This is a genomic window from Streptomyces sp. NPDC001348 (genome assembly GCF_053597535.1).
The window spans coordinates 256,604-274,357 of record NZ_JBSFIK010000001.1; the positions used below are offsets into that span (position 1 = coordinate 256,604).

Consider the following 17,754-nt stretch of genomic DNA (forward strand, 5'->3'; position numbering starts at 1 on the left):
CCCCTGGCGTATGCCAGGGGAAGCCCGGTTTCGGACTTGTTCGGAGGACGTGACAACATGCGCTCCATGTCCTCCGCACTGACCGATCTCTTCCCTCACCCGATCGTGCAGGCCCCCATGGCGGGCGGTGTCTCCGTACCCCAGCTCGCCGCCGCCGTGTCCGAGGCCGGCGGGCTCGGTTTCCTCGCCGCCGGGTACAAGACCGCCGACGGGGTGTACCAGGAGATCAAGCAGCTGCGGAGCCTGACCGGCGGCCCCTTCGGCGTGAACGTCTTCATGCCGCAGCCGGAGTATCCCGGTGCAAGCACCGGCTCCACTGGAGCGGCTTACGCCGCGCCCCCTGCTGCCGGCGCCCTCGAGATGTACGCCCACCAGCTGGCCGGCGAGGCCGCCTGGTACGAGACCGAGCTCGGCGACCCGGACAGCGGCCGGGACGACGGCTACGAGGCGAAGCTCGCCGTGCTCCTGGACAACCCGGTGCCGGTGGTGTCCTTCCACTTCGGCGTCCCGAGCCGGGACGTGCTCGACTCCCTGCGCCGTGCCGGAACCCTCACCCTGGTCACCGCGACCACCGCGGAGGAGGCCCTCGCGGTGGAGCGGGCCGGTGCCGACGCGGTCATCGCGCAGGGCATGGAGGCCGGCGGCCACCAGGGCACCCACCGGGACGTCCCGGAGGCGGACGGCAGCGGCACCGGCCTCCTCTCGCTGATCGCCCAGGTCCGTGAGACCGTGGACATCCCGATCGTCGCCGCCGGAGGCATCATGCGCGGCAGCCAGATCGCGGCGGTCATGGCGGCGGGCGCGAGCGCGGCCCAGCTGGGCACCGCGTTCCTCGCCACCCCCGAGTCCGGTGCGAACGCCCTGCACAAGCGGGCGCTGACCGACCCGCTGTACGCCCGTACCGAACTGACCCGCGCCTTCTCCGGCCGCCCGGCCCGCGGCCTGGTCAACCGCTTCGTGCGCGAACACGGCCCCTACGCGCCCGCCGCCTACCCGGAGATCCACCACCTGACCGCGCCGCTGCGCAAGGCCGCCGCCAAGGCCGGTGACCCGCAGGGCATGGCGCTGTGGGCGGGGCAGGGACACCGGATGGCACGGGACCTGCCGGCCGGGCAACTGGTGGAGGTGCTCGCGGCGGAGCTGGAGGAGGCCCGCACGGCCTTGTCCGCCGGGGGTGGGCTGCGATGACGGCTCCGGTGTTCGTCGTCGAGCGACTCGACGCAGTCGGACCCGAGTTCGTGCTCGACGGGCCCGAGGGCCGGCACGCGGTCTCCGTGAAGCGGCTGCGTCCCGGCGAGGACGTCGTGCTCACGGACGGCCGAGGGCACTGGGCCGAGGGCGTGGTGAAGGCCGCCGAGGGCAAGGACCGCCTGGTCGTCACGGGCCTGGTGCCGGTCGTGGAGGAACCCCTGGAACAGCCGCGCATCACCGTCGTCCAGGCCCTGCCCAAGGGCGACCGGGGTGAACTGGCCGTCGAGACCATGACCGAGGCCGGCGTCGACGCGATCGTGCCCTGGCAGGCCGCCCGGTGCATCACCCAGTGGAAGGGCGACCGCGGCCTGAAGGCGCTCGGCAAGTGGCGGAGCACCGCCCGTGAGGCGGGCAAGCAGTCCCGCCGGGTCCGATTCCCGGTCGTCGCGGACGCGGCGACGAGCAAGCAGGTTGCCCAGCTTCTCGCCAAAGCGGACTTCGCCGCCGTCCTGCACGAGGACCGCGACTACCCCAGCGAGGCCCTGGCCACCGCCGCACTCCCCGCCCAGGGCGACATCGTGCTGGTCGTGGGTCCCGAAGGAGGCGTCGCCCCCGAGGAGTTGGAGCTCTTCGCGGCCGCCGGCGCGAAGGCGTACCGGCTCGGGCGCACCGTACTGCGCTCATCGACCGCCGGCACCGCGGCCGTGTCCCTGCTCATGGGCCGGACCGGCCGCTGGTCCTGAGCGCGGAGGAGGCCCGCGCGCATCTGACGACGACCGCCGGGAAGAGCTCCCAGCCGTCCACCTCCCCGGAGCCGGTGAGCAGCCCGCGCTCCCGTGCCTCGTCGACGAACGCCCGGACGACACCCGGCCGGTGGAGGTTCAGCAGCTCTTCGCCGCCGTCGCCCACACATCCGGAGTGCAGCAGCCCGTCGGGCACGAGCCGGCCGGCGCCCGACCGGAAGACGATCCGCGTCCGGACACCCTCCCGGTACAACGTGAGCACCTCCTGGCAGCCCGCGCCGGCCGCGTGCCGGTGCCGCACGGACCACCGGTGGACCGTCCCCTCGCCGTCCACGAGCCGTCTGACCCGGCGTTCGCTGCGCATCCGGTCAGCGTAGGGCCCGAGAGGCACTCGATGGTGAGACGCTCGAACACCCGAGTGGCCGTATGTGCCCTACCGCCCCGCCCGCAGCGGTGGCACGCTGCCCTGTATGGGGGTATCGAGGCACTTGTCGCACCGGCCCCGCCGGAAGCGGGCGGTGGCCGTGGCGGGACTCGCGGTGGCGGCCGTGGGCGCGGTCGTGGCGTGTGAACCGGGTGATCTGAGTTCGGCGTCGGTCGCGTACACCACGGACAGGACGGCGACCGCGGAACTGGAGCGGCAGCACGTCAACGTGCGCTGGCTCACCTGCACGGGCGGCTACGGGAGCAAGGGCCGCACCGCGGCGACATCGCCGTCGCCGAGCGAGACCACCGTCGTCACCGTCGACTGCCGGGGGCAGACGAACGACGGACGGAAGATCACCGTCACCGGCAGGGTCACCAAGGCCGTGGACGGCGCGTGCGTGCGCGGTGACCTCACCGCGAAGGTCGGCGGCAGGCAGTGGTTCCACGTCGACGGGCTGGGCGACTGCGACGCCAAGCCGGGACCGACGTACATCCCGCCCGCCACCCACCGGCCGCCGGGAGGGCAGCAGCCCGGACCCACCGTCACGGTCACGGTCACCAGGACCATCTGGTGCAAGGGCGACCCCACCTGCTGGCCGGTCGAGGGCAAGTGATCGGGGAACCGGCCCCCGTGGACGCCGTGGGCTGCGTAGGGTGATCGGGTGACCAAGGGCGCATCCACCACGACACCGGCAACCCCGTCATACCTCCGATTCCCGCACCTGCAGGGCGAGTTGGTCGCCTTCACCGCCGAGGACGACGTGTGGCTCGCGCCGCTCGACGGCGGGCGGGCCTGGCGGGTGAGCGCGGACAACGTACCCGTGACCCATCCCCGTATCTCCCCGGACGGCACGACGCTCGCGTGGACCTCCACCCGCGACGGCGCCCCCGAGGTGCACATCGCCCCCGTCTCCGGCGGCCCGGCCAAGCGGCTGACCCACTGGGGGAGTTGGCGCACCCAGGTGCGCGGCTGGACCCCCGACGGGCAGGTCCTGGCGCTCAGCACCCAGGGCCAGGCCAGCCTGCGCCGCAGCTGGGCGCACGCGGTCCCGCTCGACGGCGGGCCCGCCACCACCCTGCCGTACGGGCCGGTCGGGGCCGTGGCGTACGGCCCGGCCACGGTGCTGCTGTCCGCGCCGATGGGACGCGAGGCCGCCTGGTGGAAGCGCTACCGGGGCGGCACCGCGGGCAAGTTGTGGATCGACCGTGCGGCCGAAGGTGTAGAAAGGGCCGGCGAGTTCGTACGGCTGCACGAGGAGCTCGACGGGAACATCGAGTACCCGGTGTGGGCGGGGGAGCGCATCGCCTTCCTGTCCGACCACGAGGGCACCGGGGCGCTGTACTCCTCCCTGGCCGACGGCTCCGACCTGCGCCGGCACACCCCCCTCGGAGGCTTCTACGCCCGGCACGCATCGGGCGACGGTACCCGCGTCGTCTACGCCGCCGCCGGTGAACTGTGGGTGCTGGACGACCTGGACGACGCCGAACCGCGCAGGCTCGACATCCGGCTCGGCGGGCCGCGCGTCGACCTCCAGCCGTATCCGGTGAACGCCGGCCGCTGGTTCGACTCCGCCGCCCCGGACCACACCGCGCGCGGCAGCGCCGTCGAGGTGCGCGGCGGCGTCCACTGGGTCACCCACCGCTCCGGCCCGGCCCGCGCGCTCGCCGCGCAGCCGGGCGTCCGGGCCCGGCTGCCCCGCGCGTTCCGCGCCGAGGGCGAGGACTGGGTGGTGTGGGTGACCGACGCCGAGGGCGAGGACGCCCTGGAGTTCGCCCCGGCCACCGGAGTCGTACCCGGCGCCACCCCCCGGCGCATCGCCGCCGGACAGCTGGGCCGGGTCCTGGAGCTGGCCATGGCCCCCGACGGCAGCCGGGCCGCCGTCGCCGCGCACGACGGACGGCTGCTGCTCGTCGAGCGGGAGACCGGCGAGGTCCGCGAGGTCGACCGCAGCGAGGACGGCGACGTCTCCGGGCTGGCCTTCTCACCCGACTCGGCCTGGCTCGCCTGGTCCCACCCCGGCCCGCGCCCCCTGTGCCAGTTGCGGCTCGCCCACACCACCGACCTGTCGGTCACCGAGGCGACCCCGCTGCGCTTCCAGGACTACGCGCCCGCCTTCACCCTCGACGGCAAGCACCTCGCCTTCCTCTCCACCCGTTCCTTCGACCCGGTCTACGACGAGCACGTCTTCGACCTGGCCTTCGTGGTCGGCGCCCGCCCGCACCTGATCACCCTCGCCGCCACCACCCCCTCGCCCTTCGGCCCGCAGCGGCACGGCCGTCCCTTCGACGCGCCCGACAAGGACGAGACCCCGGACAGCGAGGGCACCCCGACCACCCGGATCGACCTGGAGGGGCTCGCCGACCGCATAGTGCCGTTCCCGGTGGAGGCCGCCCGCTACTCCAACCTGCGGGCCGCGAAGGACGGGGTGCTGTGGCTGCGGCACCCGGTGCGCGGCGTCCTCGGTGTCTCCCGGGCCACCCCCGACGACCCCGATCCGAAGACCGAGCTGGAGCGGTACGACCTCGCCCAGCAGCGCATCGAGCACCTCGCCGCCGACGCCGACCACTTCGAGGTCAGCGGCGACGGCAAACGGGTCCTGCTGTGGACCGACGGCCGGCTCCGGGTCGTCCCCAGCGACCGGCGTGCCTCCACCGACGACGACGGCGACACGTCCGTCACCGTCGACCTCACGCGGGTGCGGCAGACCGTCGACCCGGCGGCCGAGTGGCGGCAGATGTTCGACGAGACCGGCCGCATCATGCGCGACCACTTCTGGCGGCCGGACCTGGGCGGCACGGACTGGGACGGGGTCCTGGACCGCTACCGCCCGGTGCTGGAACGCGTCGCCACCCACGACGACCTCGTCGACCTGCTCTGGGAGGTGCACGGCGAACTCGGTACCTCGCACGCGTACGTCACGCCGTACGGCGGCGCGTACGGCGGCGGCGCCCGCCAGGGGCTGCTCGGCGCGGACATCTCCCGGCACGAGGACGGCAGTTGGCGCATCGACCGCATCCTGCCCGCGGAGACCTCCGACCCGGACGCCCGGGCCCCGCTCGCCGCGCCCGGCGTCGCGGTGCGTGCCGGGGACGCGATCGTCGCGGTCGGCGGCCACCCCGTCGACCCGGTGACCGGCCCCGGCCCCCTGCTCGTCGGTACGGCCGGCAAGGCCGTCGAGCTGACCGTCTCACCGGCGGGCGGCGGCGAGCCGCGGCACGCGGTGGTGGTGCCCCTCGCCGACGAGGAACCGCTGCGCTACCACGCCTGGGTCGCCGACCGGCGCGCACACGTCCACGAGCTCTCCGGCGGCCGGCTCGGCTACCTCCACGTGCCCGACATGCAGGCCCCCGGCTGGGCCCAGATCCACCGCGACCTGCGGGTGGAGGTGGCCCGCGAGGGACTCGTCGTCGACGTCCGGGAGAACCGCGGCGGCCACACCTCCCAACTGGTCGTCGAGAAGCTGGCCCGGCGGATCGTCGGCTGGGTCCTGCCGCGCGGCCTCAGGCCGTACAGCTACCCCAGGGACGCGCCCCGCGGGCCGGTCGTCGTGGTCGCCAACGAGTTCTCCGGCTCCGACGGCGACATCGTCAACGCGGCGATCAAGGCCCTGGGGATCGGGCCGGTCGTCGGCACCCGCACCTGGGGCGGCGTCATCGGCATCGACAGCCGCTACCACCTGGTCGACGGCACGCTGATCACCCAGCCCAAGTACGCCTCCTGGCTGGAGGGTTACGGATGGGGCGTGGAGAACTACGGCGTCGACCCGGACGTGGAGGTGGTGCAGAGCCCGCAGGACTGGGCGGCGGGCAGGGACCCCCAACTGGACGAGGCGGTACGGACGGCGCTGGCCGCACTCGAGGACAACCCGGCGAAGACCCCGCCGTCGTTGCCGAGTCTGGACTGACACCCGGGGTGGATACGATGCCCCCGTACCGGATCACCGGCTGAGGAGGCACACGCATGGCAGGGCAAGAAGGCGGCGCGCCGCAGGACGACTGCCTGTTCTGCAAGATCGTCGCGGGGCAGGTACCGGCGACGATCGTCCGTGAGACCGAGACGACCGTCGCCTTCCGCGACATCAACCCGCAGGCGCCCACCCATGTCCTGGTGATCCCCAAGGCGCACTACCGGGACGCCGCGGCGCTCGCCGCCGGTGCCCCGCAGCTCGCGGCGGACGTCCTGGCCGAGACCCAGGCGGTCGCCGACGACGAGAAGCTGGAGAGCTACCGCATCGTCTTCAACACCGGCACCGGCGCCGGCCAGACCGTCTGGCACGCGCACGCCCACCTCCTCGGTGGCCGCGGCCTGCAGTGGCCCCCCGGATAAGCAGCCATGTCCGTACGCGAGTTGGTCGTCCTCGGTACCGCCAGCCAGGTCCCGACCCGGCACCGCAACCACAACGGCTACCTGCTGCGCTGGGACGGCGAGGGCATCCTGTTCGACCCCGGCGAGGGCACGCAGCGGCAGATGCTGCGCGCCGGGGTCGCCGCGCACGACCTGAACCGGATCTGCGTCACGCACTTCCACGGTGACCACTCGCTGGGGCTCGCCGGGGTGATCCAGCGCATCAACCTGGACCAGGTCCCGCACCCGGTCACCGCCCACTACCCGCGCTCCGGGCAGCGCTTCTTCGACCGGCTGCGCCACGCGACGGCGTACCGGGAGACGGTCGACCTCACCGAGGCGCCGGTCGACGCCGACGGGGACCTCGCGGTCACCGCCTCGTACACCCTGCAGGCCCGCAGGCTGTCCCACCCGGTGGAGTCCTTCGGCTACCGGCTGATCGAGCCCGACGGGCGCCGCATGCTGCCCGAGCGGCTCGCCGCGCACGGCATCGGGGGGCCGGACGTGGGCCGCCTCCAGCGCGAGGGGGCGGTCAACGGTGTCGCCCTCGAGGACGTCAGCGAGGTGCGGCGCGGGCAGCGGTTCGCGTTCGTCATGGACACCCGGCTGTGCGACGGTGTGCACGCGCTCGCCGAGGGCTGCGACATGCTGGTCATCGAGTCCACCTTCCTCGACGAGGACGCGCACCTCGCCGCGGAGCACGGTCATCTGACGGCCGGTCAGGCGGCACGGGTGGCCCGGGACGGCGGAGTGCGCCACCTGGTCCTCACCCACTTCAGCCAGCGCTATGCCGACCCGGAGGAGTTCGAGCGGCAGGCGCGGGCGGCGGGGTTCGAGGGCGAGCTGACCGTGGCGCACGACCTGCAGAGAGTGCCGGTTCCGAAACGGCGATAAAACGGCCGTACGATGCTTTGATGTCCCTCCCCAAAGCAGAACTGCACCTCCACATCGAAGGCACCCTCGAACCGGAGCTCGCGTTCCGGCTCGCCGAGCGCAACGGTGTGACGCTTCCGTACGCGGACACCGGCGAGTTGCGCAAGGCGTACCGGTTCGAGGACCTGCAGTCCTTCCTGAACCTGTACTACGAGCTCATGGCCGTCCTGCGCACCGAGCAGGACTTCGCCGACCTGGCCGACGCCTACCTCGCCCGCGCCGCCGCCCAGGGCGTGCGGCACGCGGAGATCTTCTTCGACCCGCAGGCGCACATCTCCCGAGGCGTCGGCATGGGGACGGTCGTGGAGGGGCTGTGGCGTGCGCTGGGGCGGAGCCAGGAGAACCACGGCGTCTCCACCCGCCTGATCATGTGCTTCCTGCGGGACGAGTCCGCCGAGTCGGCCCTGGCGACCTTGGACGCCGCGAAGCCGTACCTCGACCGGATCACCGGCGTCGGTCTCGACTCCGCCGAGGTCGGGCACCCGCCGGTCAAGTTCCGCGAGGTGTACGAGGCCGCCGCCGCGCTCGGACTGCGCCGGGTGGCGCACGCCGGTGAGGAGGGGCCGCCGGAGTACATCACCGAGGCGCTGGACGTGCTCGGCGTCGAGCGCGTCGACCACGGTCTGCGCTGCGTGGAGGACGAGGCACTGGTCGCCCGTCTGGTCCGGGACCGGATCCCGCTGACCCTGTGCCCGCTGTCCAACGTGCGCCTCCGCGCCGTCGACGCCCTCGCCGACCACCCGCTGCCCGCGATGCTCGACGCGGGCCTCCTCTGCACGGTCAACTCCGACGACCCGGCCTACTTCGGCGGCTACGCCGGCGACAACTTCCACGCCGTCCGCGAGACGCTGGGCCTGACCGACGACCGCCTGCGCGAACTGGCCCGGAACTCCTTCCTCGCCTCCTTCCTGGAGGACGACGAGGAACTCCGGGCCCGTTACCTCGCGGAGGTCGAGGCGTACGAGTTCGGCTGAGCGCCGTGCCGGAAGGAACAGGTGCGGGGGGACCGTGACCCCCCGCACCGGCGTGAGCGTCCTCGAGCGCCGGGCAGGCCGCGCTCCCGCCGGGGAACGGCGCCGATATTCGTTCGGGCGCCCCCGTCACATGGGTCGGCATCGCCTGACACCTGACGAAGGCAGAGAAGATGACCAAGCAGACCCGTTCCGTCGACCACGAACTCATCCGGGCCGCGGCGCACGTCGCCCGCACTCGCTGCCGGGGCGACAACCACACGATGGCAGCCGCAGCCCGGGCCCATGACGGCCGGATCATCACCGCGGTGAACGCCTACCACTTCACCGGGGGCCCCTGCGCCGAACTGGTCCTCGTCGGCGCGGCGGCCGCCCAGGGCGCCTACGAGCTGGACACGATCGTCGCCGTGGGCGACCGCGACCGGGGGGTCGTCCCGCCATGCGGCCGGTGCCGGCAGGTCCTCCTCGACTACTTCCCCACGCTCGAGGTCATCGTCGGCGATGGCGAGCGTGTCCGGACCGTCCTCATCGCCGACCTGCTGCCCGAGAGCTACGTCTGGGCCGACCACCGGCTCGACCCCGAGCAGACCGCCTCGGCACGGGCTGCCGCCGCCGCGCGTGAACAGGCCGAACCCGTGCCCGACACCTCTCAGGGGGTGGAAGCGGCGGCGAACGAGTCCGGTGACGCGGTGTCGTAGGCCTGGCGGGCGGCGGCGGCCGGGCTGTCCACCGGGATCTCGACCACCTCGACCGTCTCGGCGACCGGCACCGGGTGCCCGGTCGTGCGGAGGGCCACCGCGGTCATCGGGAACGCGATCACCAGCAGGCCGACGGCGAGCGCCGTGCCCATGGCCGGGAAGCCGGCGTGCGCGGACAGCAGGCTGCCGGCCAGCGGGCCCGCCGCCGTGCCCAGCGAGCCGGCGGAGCCCACCAGGACCGCCCAGCGGCCCCGCGGGTCGAGGGAGGCGGCGAGGCCGATCAGGTACGACAGCACGACCGGGTAGAGCAGGTTCCAGGCGATCTCGCCCGCCGCGAAGGTCGACAGGTCCCGCGCGGACGCACTGAGCGTGATGCAGGCCGCGATCAGACCCGTACCCGCCCCGATCGGCAGCGCCCGGCCGAGCCGCGGCCCCAGCGCGCCCGCCCCGACGACGCCCAGCAGTCCGGCGCCGAGCGCGATCGCGAACACCGCGCCGACGGTCACCTCGGTCAGGTGCGCCTGGGACAGGCCGATCCGCCCGCTGACGCCCCACAGGGCGTTCTGGGCCAGCGACCAGCAGGGCATCGCGGCGGCGAGGACCAGACCGGAGCGCGGGTGGGGGAGGCGGCCCCGCTCGACACGGTCACGGGTGGCGGCGGTACGGGCGGACAGCCGGCCGGTGAGCGGCGACACCGCGAGCGCGGTGAGCGCGATCGCGGCCAGTGGCTGCCCGTGGCCCGGTCCGAGGTGCGGAACCGTCAGGTAGACGACGCCCGCGAGGGCGGAGACACCGAGCAGACCGAGGGTGGTGACCCGGTGCGGATCCCTCTGGGCGGCGATGCCCACGGCGGCGACCGCGGTGACCGTACCGGAGCCGAACCCGCCGAGCACCGCGCCCGCGACCACGGCCGGTACCGCACCGGTGAGCGCGGCCCCGCCGTAGCCGAGGACGGCCAGCAGGAGCCCGATGCGGGCGAGGGCGCGTGCCCCGATCCGCTCGACCCGGGAGGCCAGCAGGAAACCCGCCGTCGCCGAACTCAGCAGCAGCGCGCTGCCGATGGCCCCGGCCTGGGTGGCGGAGAGAGGAAGCCCCGAGTCGAGCCTGCCGACGGTGGTGGGCAGGAGGTACGGGGCGAGGTACCCGGCCGTGAAAAGGGCGACGAGGGGCCAGGGCGTGGTGCGGGGGGAGGACACGGGCGTTCCCAGGGCATGCGAAAGGAGCGGCTCAGAAGGGGGATTGGCGCAGGCCGTCGACGGACAGGAACGCGCGAGCCAGTTGTATCAAGCAAGCGGTTGCGGAAAAAGCGCGGGAGGCATGATGTGGATCACATTGTGTTTGCCGTGATCCTGTCCGGGTAAAAAAGGCCGCTCCTGACGTCCCCGGCGCGCATGATTCGGCCCGTCCGGCGATTGAGGACGAGGCCGTTCAGGCCGAAGCGGGGGCCTGGGGGCGGCGGCCACCAGCGAGGCCCGCACCAACGCCGGGTGCCTGCCCAAGGCGCGTCAACGCCAGCGCACCGCCCCGCCCGCCGCGGGCGAAGCCGCCTCGATCTTCGCCCTGATCTCCCGCATGACCGACACGATCCGCTCCTCGCGCCCGGGCGTCAGCCGGGCCACCGGTACCGAACAGCTGACCGCGTCCTGGGCGGGGGAGTCGTAGCGCAGGGCGAAGCCGAAGCCGGCGATGCCGAGGACGCCCTCCTCGCGGTCGACCGCGTAGCCGCGCCCGCGGGTCCGGGCGAGATCGGCGCCCAGTGACTCCCTGCTGGTACGGGTGTTGGGGGTCAGTGCCTCGTAGGGGCCGTCGGGCAGTGCGGAGTCCGGGCGTTCGGCGAGCAGCGCCTTGCCGAGCGCGCCGGCATGGGCGGGCAGCCGCCGTCCCACCCGGCTGATGGTCCGCAGGTATGCGTGGGACTCCCGGGTCGCCAGGTATGCCACGTCCAGGCCGTCCAGCCGCCCGAGGTGGATGGTCTCGCCGAGCGCCTCGGACGCCTCGTCGAGGTAGGGGCGGGCGGCGCGGACGCGCGGGTCGGAGTCCAGGTAGCCGGTGCCGGTGAGCAGTGCGTGGATGCCGATGCCGTACAGGGACCCGGTGACGTCGGTGCGTACCCAGCCCCTGCCGATGAGGGTCTGGAGCAGCGCGTACATCGAGCTGCGCGGCACGCCGAGTTCGTCCGCCAGCTCCTGCAGTCGTGCCGGGCGGTCGCCGCGTGCGGCGAGCAGTTCCAGCAGCTCCACCGTCCGCGCCGCGGACTTCACCTCGCGGACGCCCCCTGTCTCGGACATGTGCCGATGGTAGTGGGAGCGGTCCGGGCCATTGACGACCGTAGTTCGCCTACCTAATCTTCATCTTCATACGTGGATGACGTCTACATGTGGAGATGGCTACATGTGGAGACGGCTGCCGATCCCAGGACCCCGCCGACCACCGGACCCGACCTCGTAGGAGCCGCCCCGTGACCCGTGACCTGACCGTCGCCGAAGTACGCCTGACCCCGATCCTGGTCGCCGACCCGCCCCTGCTCAACACGCAGGGCGTGCACCAGCCGTACACCCCCCGGCTCATCGTGGAGGTCGTGACGGCCGACGGGATCACGGGCGTCGGCGAGACGTACGGCGACACCAAGTACCTGGAGCTCGCCCGTCCGTTCGCCGACACCCTGGTCGGCCGGCAGGTGGGCGATCTCAACGGCCTGTTCGCCCTCGCGGACCAGGTGTCCGTGGACGCCTCCCGGGTCTCCGGCCAGGTCGACGTCGGCGGGCTGCGCGGCGTGCAGACCGCCGACAAGCTGCGGCTGTCCGTCGTCTCCGGCTTCGAGGTCGCCTGCCTCGACGCCCTGGGCAAGGCCCTCGGCCTGCCCGTGCACGCGCTGCTCGGCGGCAAGGTGCGGGACGCGGTCGAGTACAGCGCCTACCTGTTCTACAAGTGGGCCGACCACCCGGAGGGAGTCAGGGCGGAGAAGGACGACTGGGGCGCCGCGCTCGACCCGGCCGGGGTCGTCGAACAGGCCCGCAAGTTCAAGGAGCGCTACGGGTTCACCTCCTTCAAGCTCAAGGGCGGCGTCTTCCCGCCGGACGAGGAGATCGCGGCCGTACGGGCACTGGCCGAGGCGTTCCCCGGGCACCCGCTGCGCCTGGACCCCAACGGCGCCTGGTCCGTGGAGACCTCGCTGAAGGTGGCGAAGGAGCTCGGGGACGTCCTCGAGTACCTGGAGGACCCGGCCCTCGGCACACCCGCCATGGCCGAGGTGTCCGCCGGGACCGACGTGCCCCTGGCCACCAACATGTGCGTGACGACCTTCGCCGAGATCAAGGAGGCCTTCACCAAGGACGCCGTCCAGGTCGTCCTGTCCGACCACCACTACTGGGGCGGTCTGCGCAACACCCAGCAGCTCGCCGCCCTCTGCCGCACCTTCGGCGTCGGGGTGTCCATGCACTCCAACACCCACCTCGGGATCAGCCTGGCCGCGATGACCCATGTCGCGGCCACCGTCCCGAACCTCCACCACGCCTGCGACTCGCACTACCCGTGGCAGTCGGAGGACGTGCTCACCGAGCGGCTGACGTTCGACGGCGGCAAGGTCACCGTTTCCGACGCCCCCGGTCTCGGCGTCGAACTCGACCGCGACAGGCTGGCGTTCCTGCACCGGCGCTGGCTCGACGACGACGGTGCGCTGCGCGAGCGCGACGACGCGGCGGCCATGCGCGTCGCCGAGCCGGACTGGGTCACCCCGGCCGTTCCCCGCTGGTGAGACCTCCCCTTCCCCCGCCCGCGACGGGACCGGCGGCCGGGGCACGCGACCGGACCAGGTGACCGGGGCCAGGGGCGCGTGGCGGCCGGCCGTCGGGTATGTGGTGCACACTGGCCAGACCCGCACCACGTCAGGGAGCGCCATCGTGACCGCGTCCAACACGTTCGCCGGAGAGGAACGGGAGCACCTCGGGGAGCCCCCGCACGCCCACGCCCACGTCGACCCCCTCGCCGCCACGCGCACACCGACCGATCCGCCCTGGGACGTCTACCTCACCGGCACGGTCTTCCTGGACATCGTCTTCACCGGGCTCGACTCCGCCCCGGTACGCGGCACCGAGTCCTGGGCGCGGGGGATGGGGTCGAGCCCCGGCGGCGTCGCCAACATGGCCACCGCACTGGCCCGCCTGGGCCTCAGGACCTCCCTCGGGGCGGCCTTCGGCGACGACCACTACGGCGAGTACTGCTGGGACGCGCTCGAACAGGGCGAGGGAATCGACCTCTCCCCCTCCCGCACCGTCCCCGGCTGGCACTCGCCGGTCACCGTCTCCATGGCCTACGAGGGCGAGCGCACGATGGTCTCCCACGGCCACGAACCGCCCCCCGAGGAGCCCGCCCCGGACTGCCCGCCCCGCGCGCGGGCGGCCGTGGCCTCGCTGACCCCGGGCAAGCGGGCGCCCTGGATCGCGCAGGCGGCGAGCGAGGGCACCCGGATCTTCGCCGACGTGGGCTGGGACGACACCGGGGCCTGGGAGCTGACCGGCCTTGCCGACCTGGAGCACTGCGAGGCGTTCCTGCCCAACGCCGAGGAGGCCATGCGCTACACGGGCGCCGACTGCCCGCGCGCCGCGGCCCGCGCCCTCACCGAGCACGTACCGCTGGCGGTGGTCACCCTCGGCTCCGAGGGCGCCTACGCGGTGGACCGGCGCACCGGCGAGAGCGCCGAGGTCCCCGCGATCGCCGTCGAGGCCCTCGACCCCACCGGCGCCGGTGACGTCTTCGTCGCCGGTTTCGTCACCGGCACCCTGGCCGGCTGGCCCCTCGCAGACCGCCTCGCCTTCGCGGGCCTGACCGCCGCGCTGTCCGTCCAGGAGTTCGGCGGCTCCCTGTCGGCCCCCGGCTGGGCGGAGATCGGCGCGTGGTGGCGCCGGGTCCAGTCGGTGGACGGCCAGGACCCCGCGGCCCTGCGCCGGTACGCGTTCCTGGCCGGCCTGGTCCCCGACGAGCCGCTCACCACGTGGCCCCGGCGCAGGGCGGTGCCGACGATCGGGTTCGGCCGGTCCGCGTGACGGCAGGCGATTCCCCCCGGGACACCCGCTTGTACGAAAAGCCCTACGGCGTTGTCATCCCCCCGTCGTACTCTTGATAGCGCGAGGCCGCCCTCAGCTACGCGGCCGTGACGAGGAGGAACCGCAGGCCTTAAGCGCCGGCCCATGACTCAGACACCCACAGCTCACACCCGCGCGCAGGAGCAGGCGAAGGCACAGATCACCGTCCCCGCCCAGCACCCCATGGTCACCGTGCTGGGGTCCGGCGACTCCCTGCTGCGCGTGATCGAGACGGCCTTCCCGGCGGCCGACATCCACGTCCGGGGCAATGAGATCTGCGCGGTCGGCGACCCGGCGGACGTCGCCCTCATCCAGCGCGTGTTCGACGAGATGATGCTCGTGCTCCGCACCGGGCAGCCGATGACGGAGGACGCAGTGGAACGCTCGATCGCCATGCTGAAGGCGAGCGACGCCGGGACGAACGACGGGCAGGAGACCCCGGCGCAGGTACTGACGCAGAACATCCTGTCCTCGCGCGGCCGCACGATCCGCCCCAAGACGCTGAACCAGAAGCGGTACGTCGACGCCATCGACAAGCACACCATCGTCTTCGGCATCGGCCCCGCCGGCACCGGCAAGACCTACCTGGCCATGGCCAAGGCGGTGCAGGCCCTGCAGTCCAAGCAGGTCAACCGCATCATCCTGACCCGCCCCGCGGTCGAGGCCGGTGAGCGGCTCGGCTTCCTGCCCGGCACGCTCTACGAGAAGATCGACCCCTACCTGCGCCCGCTCTACGACGCGCTGCACGACATGATCGACCCGGACTCCATCCCCAGGCTGATGGCCGCCGGGACCATCGAGGTCGCGCCGCTCGCCTACATGCGCGGCCGTACGCTCAACGACGCCTTCATCATCCTGGACGAGGCCCAGAACACGAGCCCCGAGCAGATGAAGATGTTCCTCACCCGCCTCGGCTTCGACTCGAAGATCGTGATCACGGGTGACGTGACCCAGGTCGACCTGCCGAACGGCACGAAGAGCGGCCTCAGGCAGGTGCAGGAGATCCTGGAGGGCGTCGAGGACGTCCACTTCTCCCGGCTGTCGTCCCACGATGTCGTACGGCACAAGCTGGTGGGCCGTATCGTCGACGCGTACGAGCAGTACGACAGCCAGAACGGTACGGAGAACGGCAGCCCCAAGGGCGGCCGCACCAAACGGAAGTAGACACGCCAGCACCATGTCGATCGACGTCAACAACGAGTCCGGAACCGAGGTCGACGAGCAGGCGATCCTCGACATCGCCCGCTACGCGCTCGCACGGATGCGCATCCACCCGCTCTCCGAACTCTCGGTGATCGTCGTGGACGCCGGCGCCATGGAGCAGCTGCACATCCAGTGGATGGACCTGCCCGGCCCGACCGATGTCATGTCCTTCCCGATGGACGAGCTCCGGCCGCCGGGCAAGGACGACGAGGAGCCCCCGCAGGGGCTCCTCGGCGACATCGTGCTGTGCCCGGAGGTCGCCGCCAAGCAGGGCGCCGAGGCGCCGACACAGCACTCCATGGACGAGGAACTGCAGCTGCTCACCGTCCACGGTGTGCTGCACCTGCTCGGGTACGACCACGAGGAGCCCGACGAGAAGGCCGAGATGTTCGGGCTCCAGGCGGCCATCGTGGACGGCTGGCGTGCCGAGCGGGGCATGACCGGGCCGTCCCCGGCACCGACCGTCTCGTAAGCGCGGCCGATGAGTCCCCAGATCGTTCTCGGCGCGATCGCCCTGGTCGTCGTGGCCTGGCTCGCCGCCTGCGCGGAGGCGGGCCTGGCCCGGGTCTCCAGCTTCCGGGCGGAGGAAGCGGTGAAGTCCGGGCGGCGCGGCAGCGCCAAGCTCGCCCAGATCGCCGCCGATCCCACCCGCTACCTCAACGTCGCCCTGCTGGTCCGCGTCGTCTGCGAGATGGCCGCCGCGGCCCTCGTCACGTACGCCTGTCTGCAGGAGATCCACGGCACCGCCCAGGCCCTGCTCGCCGCCATCGGCGTCATGGTCCTGGTGTCGTACGTCGCCGTCGGCGTCTCCCCGCGCACCATCGGCCGCCAGCACCCGCTGAACACGGCGACCGCCTCGGCGTACGTCCTGCTGCCACTGGCCCGGATCATGGGCCCGATCCCGAACCTGCTGATCCTCATCGGCAACGCGCTCACCCCCGGCAAGGGCTTCCGCCGGGGCCCCTTCGCCTCCGAGGCCGAGCTGCGCGCGCTGGTCGACCTGGCCGAGCAGGAGTCCCTGATCGAGGACGAGGAGCGCCGCATGGTGCACTCCGTCTTCGAGCTCGGCGACACCCTCGTCCGCGAGGTCATGGTCCCCCGCACCGACCTGGTCGTCATCGAGCGCTACAAGACCATCCGCCAGGCCCTCACCCTGGCCCTCAGGTCCGGTTTCTCGCGCATCCCGGTCACCGGCGAGAGCGAGGACGACATCGTCGGGATCGTGTACCTGAAGGACCTGGTGCGCAAGACGCACATCAGCCGCGACGCCGAGAACGACCTGGTGTCCACGGCGATGCGGCCCGCGTTCTTCGTACCCGACACCAAGAACGCCGGCGACCTGCTGCGCGAGATGCAGAAGCAGCGCAACCACGTCGCCGTCGCCATCGACGAGTACGGCGGCACCGCGGGCATCGTCACCATCGAGGACATCCTCGAGGAGATCGTCGGCGAGATCACCGACGAGTACGACCGCGAACTCCCGCCCGTCGAGGACCTGGGCGACGCCCGCCACCGGGTCACCGCCCGCCTCGACATCACCGACCTCGGCGAGCTGTACGGGCTGGAGGAGTACGACGACGAGGACGTGGAGACCGTCGGCGGCCTGCTCGCCAAGGCGCTCGGCCGGGTGCCCATCGCCGGCGCCTCCGCCGAGGTGGAGCTGCCGGACGGCCGGAAGCTGCGCCTGACGGCGGAGGCCGCGGCCGGACGGCGGAACAAGATCGTGACGGTGCTGGTGGAGCCGGTGGCCCCGGCCGGCCTGCCCGAGGAGGAAGAGGCGACACCGGAGTGACCCCCGAGGAACTGCGTGCCTTCTGCCTGTCGTTCAACGCGGCGGTGGAGGACTTCCCGTTCAACCCGGACATCTCGGTGTTCAAGGTGCTGGGCAAGATGTTCGCGCTGAGCTGGATGGACGGCCGGCCGCTCAAGGTCAACCTCAAGTGCGACCCGGAGGACGCGGTCCGGCTGCGCGGCGAGCACGAGGGCCTGATCACCCCCGGCTACCACATGAACAAACGGCACTGGAACACCGTCACGGTGGACGGCGGGCTTCCGGACCGCCTGGTCAGGGAGCTCATCGAGGACTCCTACGACCTGGTCGTCGCCGGGCTTCCGCACGCCGAGCGGCTCCGCCTGGACCGGTCCTGAGTCCCGCGCGGGTTC

At 72.7% G+C, this 17,754-nt stretch carries 16 protein-coding genes and 1 pseudogene; 14 read left to right on the plus strand and 3 right to left on the minus strand.

Annotated elements, in window-relative coordinates:
* Positions 1-66 precede the first annotated feature (66 nt).
* Together ACWC21_RS01170 and ACWC21_RS01175 are read left to right on the plus strand one after the other, a co-directional pair.
* A complete protein-coding gene (locus tag ACWC21_RS01170; protein ID WP_450876782.1) occupies positions 67-1,188 on the plus strand; it encodes a nitronate monooxygenase in 1,122 nt (373 codons plus the stop codon).
* On the plus strand, positions 1,185-1,934 hold the full coding sequence (locus ACWC21_RS01175; protein ID WP_450876784.1) for a 16S rRNA (uracil(1498)-N(3))-methyltransferase: 750 nt from the start codon (positions 1,185-1,187) through the stop codon (positions 1,932-1,934). The genes ACWC21_RS01170 and ACWC21_RS01175 overlap by 4 nt, the downstream gene beginning before the upstream one ends.
* Here ACWC21_RS01175 and ACWC21_RS01180 read toward each other — a convergent pair.
* The gene (locus ACWC21_RS01180) at positions 1,906-2,298 is read right to left on the minus strand and encodes a hypothetical protein (RefSeq protein ID WP_450876786.1); all 393 of its coding nucleotides are present in this window, start codon (positions 2,296-2,298) and stop codon (positions 1,906-1,908) included. The two genes, ACWC21_RS01175 and ACWC21_RS01180, sit on opposite strands and share 29 nt — an antisense overlap.
* Positions 2,299-2,404: 106 nt before the next feature.
* Here ACWC21_RS01180 and ACWC21_RS01185 point away from each other — a divergent pair, with 106 nt between their 5' ends.
* The 6 genes and pseudogenes from ACWC21_RS01185 to ACWC21_RS01210 form a co-directional block, all read left to right on the plus strand.
* Positions 2,405-2,974 carry a hypothetical protein gene (locus ACWC21_RS01185; protein ID WP_450876788.1) on the plus strand — a complete coding sequence of 190 codons (570 nt, stop codon included), beginning with the start codon at positions 2,405-2,407 and terminating at the stop codon, positions 2,972-2,974.
* Positions 2,975-3,022: 48 nt separating this feature from the next.
* Entirely contained in the window at positions 3,023-6,265 is a 3,243-nt protein-coding gene (locus ACWC21_RS01190; RefSeq protein WP_450876790.1) for a S41 family peptidase, read from the plus strand.
* Positions 6,266-6,321: 56 nt separating this feature from the next.
* A complete protein-coding gene (locus ACWC21_RS01195; RefSeq protein ID WP_450876792.1) occupies positions 6,322-6,687 on the plus strand; it encodes a histidine triad nucleotide-binding protein in 366 nt (121 codons plus the stop codon).
* Between the two features lie 6 nt (positions 6,688-6,693).
* On the plus strand, positions 6,694-7,599 hold the full coding sequence (locus ACWC21_RS01200) for a ribonuclease Z (RefSeq protein ID WP_450876794.1): 906 nt from the start codon (positions 6,694-6,696) through the stop codon (positions 7,597-7,599).
* 20 nt (positions 7,600-7,619) lie between these two features.
* Positions 7,620-8,612: an adenosine deaminase gene (locus tag ACWC21_RS01205; RefSeq protein ID WP_450876796.1), complete on the plus strand. Its 993-nt coding sequence runs from the start codon at positions 7,620-7,622 to the stop codon at positions 8,610-8,612.
* Between the two features lie 170 nt (positions 8,613-8,782).
* Positions 8,783-9,187: pseudogene (locus ACWC21_RS01210) on the plus strand (cytidine deaminase family protein); the annotation flags it as partial.
* Positions 9,188-9,258: 71 nt separating this feature from the next.
* Here ACWC21_RS01210 and ACWC21_RS01215 read toward each other — a convergent pair.
* Positions 9,259-10,503, minus strand: coding sequence for an MFS transporter (locus tag ACWC21_RS01215; protein ID WP_450876798.1), 1,245 nt, complete (start codon positions 10,501-10,503; stop codon positions 9,259-9,261).
* A 309-nt stretch (positions 10,504-10,812) separates the two neighbouring features.
* Positions 10,813-11,595 (minus strand): IclR family transcriptional regulator, encoded by a 783-nt coding sequence (locus ACWC21_RS01220; RefSeq protein WP_450876799.1) that lies wholly within the window; start codon positions 11,593-11,595, stop codon positions 10,813-10,815.
* A 170-nt stretch (positions 11,596-11,765) separates the two neighbouring features.
* On the opposite strand from ACWC21_RS01220, the gene ACWC21_RS01225 reads away from it, so the two are divergent.
* The 6 genes from ACWC21_RS01225 to ACWC21_RS01250 all read left to right on the plus strand — a co-directional run bounded on the left by ACWC21_RS01225 (position 11,766) and on the right by ACWC21_RS01250 (position 17,739).
* Positions 11,766-13,061, plus strand: a complete 1,296-nt coding sequence (locus ACWC21_RS01225; protein WP_450876801.1) for a glucarate dehydratase family protein — start codon at positions 11,766-11,768, stop codon at positions 13,059-13,061.
* Positions 13,062-13,206: 145 nt separating this feature from the next.
* A complete protein-coding gene (locus ACWC21_RS01230; protein WP_450876803.1) occupies positions 13,207-14,349 on the plus strand; it encodes a carbohydrate kinase family protein in 1,143 nt (380 codons plus the stop codon).
* 144 nt (positions 14,350-14,493) lie between these two features.
* Positions 14,494-15,552, plus strand: a complete 1,059-nt coding sequence (locus tag ACWC21_RS01235) for a PhoH family protein (RefSeq protein ID WP_450876805.1) — start codon at positions 14,494-14,496, stop codon at positions 15,550-15,552.
* Between the two features lie 13 nt (positions 15,553-15,565).
* Positions 15,566-16,063, plus strand: a complete 498-nt coding sequence (gene ybeY, locus ACWC21_RS01240) for an rRNA maturation RNase YbeY (RefSeq protein ID WP_450876807.1) — start codon at positions 15,566-15,568, stop codon at positions 16,061-16,063.
* Positions 16,064-16,072: 9 nt separating this feature from the next.
* Positions 16,073-17,383, plus strand: a complete 1,311-nt coding sequence (locus ACWC21_RS01245) for a hemolysin family protein (protein WP_450876809.1) — start codon at positions 16,073-16,075, stop codon at positions 17,381-17,383.
* Complete coding sequence (locus tag ACWC21_RS01250; RefSeq protein ID WP_450876811.1) at positions 17,380-17,739, plus strand: MmcQ/YjbR family DNA-binding protein; 360 nt, start codon at positions 17,380-17,382, stop codon at positions 17,737-17,739. The genes ACWC21_RS01245 and ACWC21_RS01250 overlap by 4 nt, the downstream gene beginning before the upstream one ends.
* Positions 17,740-17,754 lie beyond the last annotated feature (15 nt).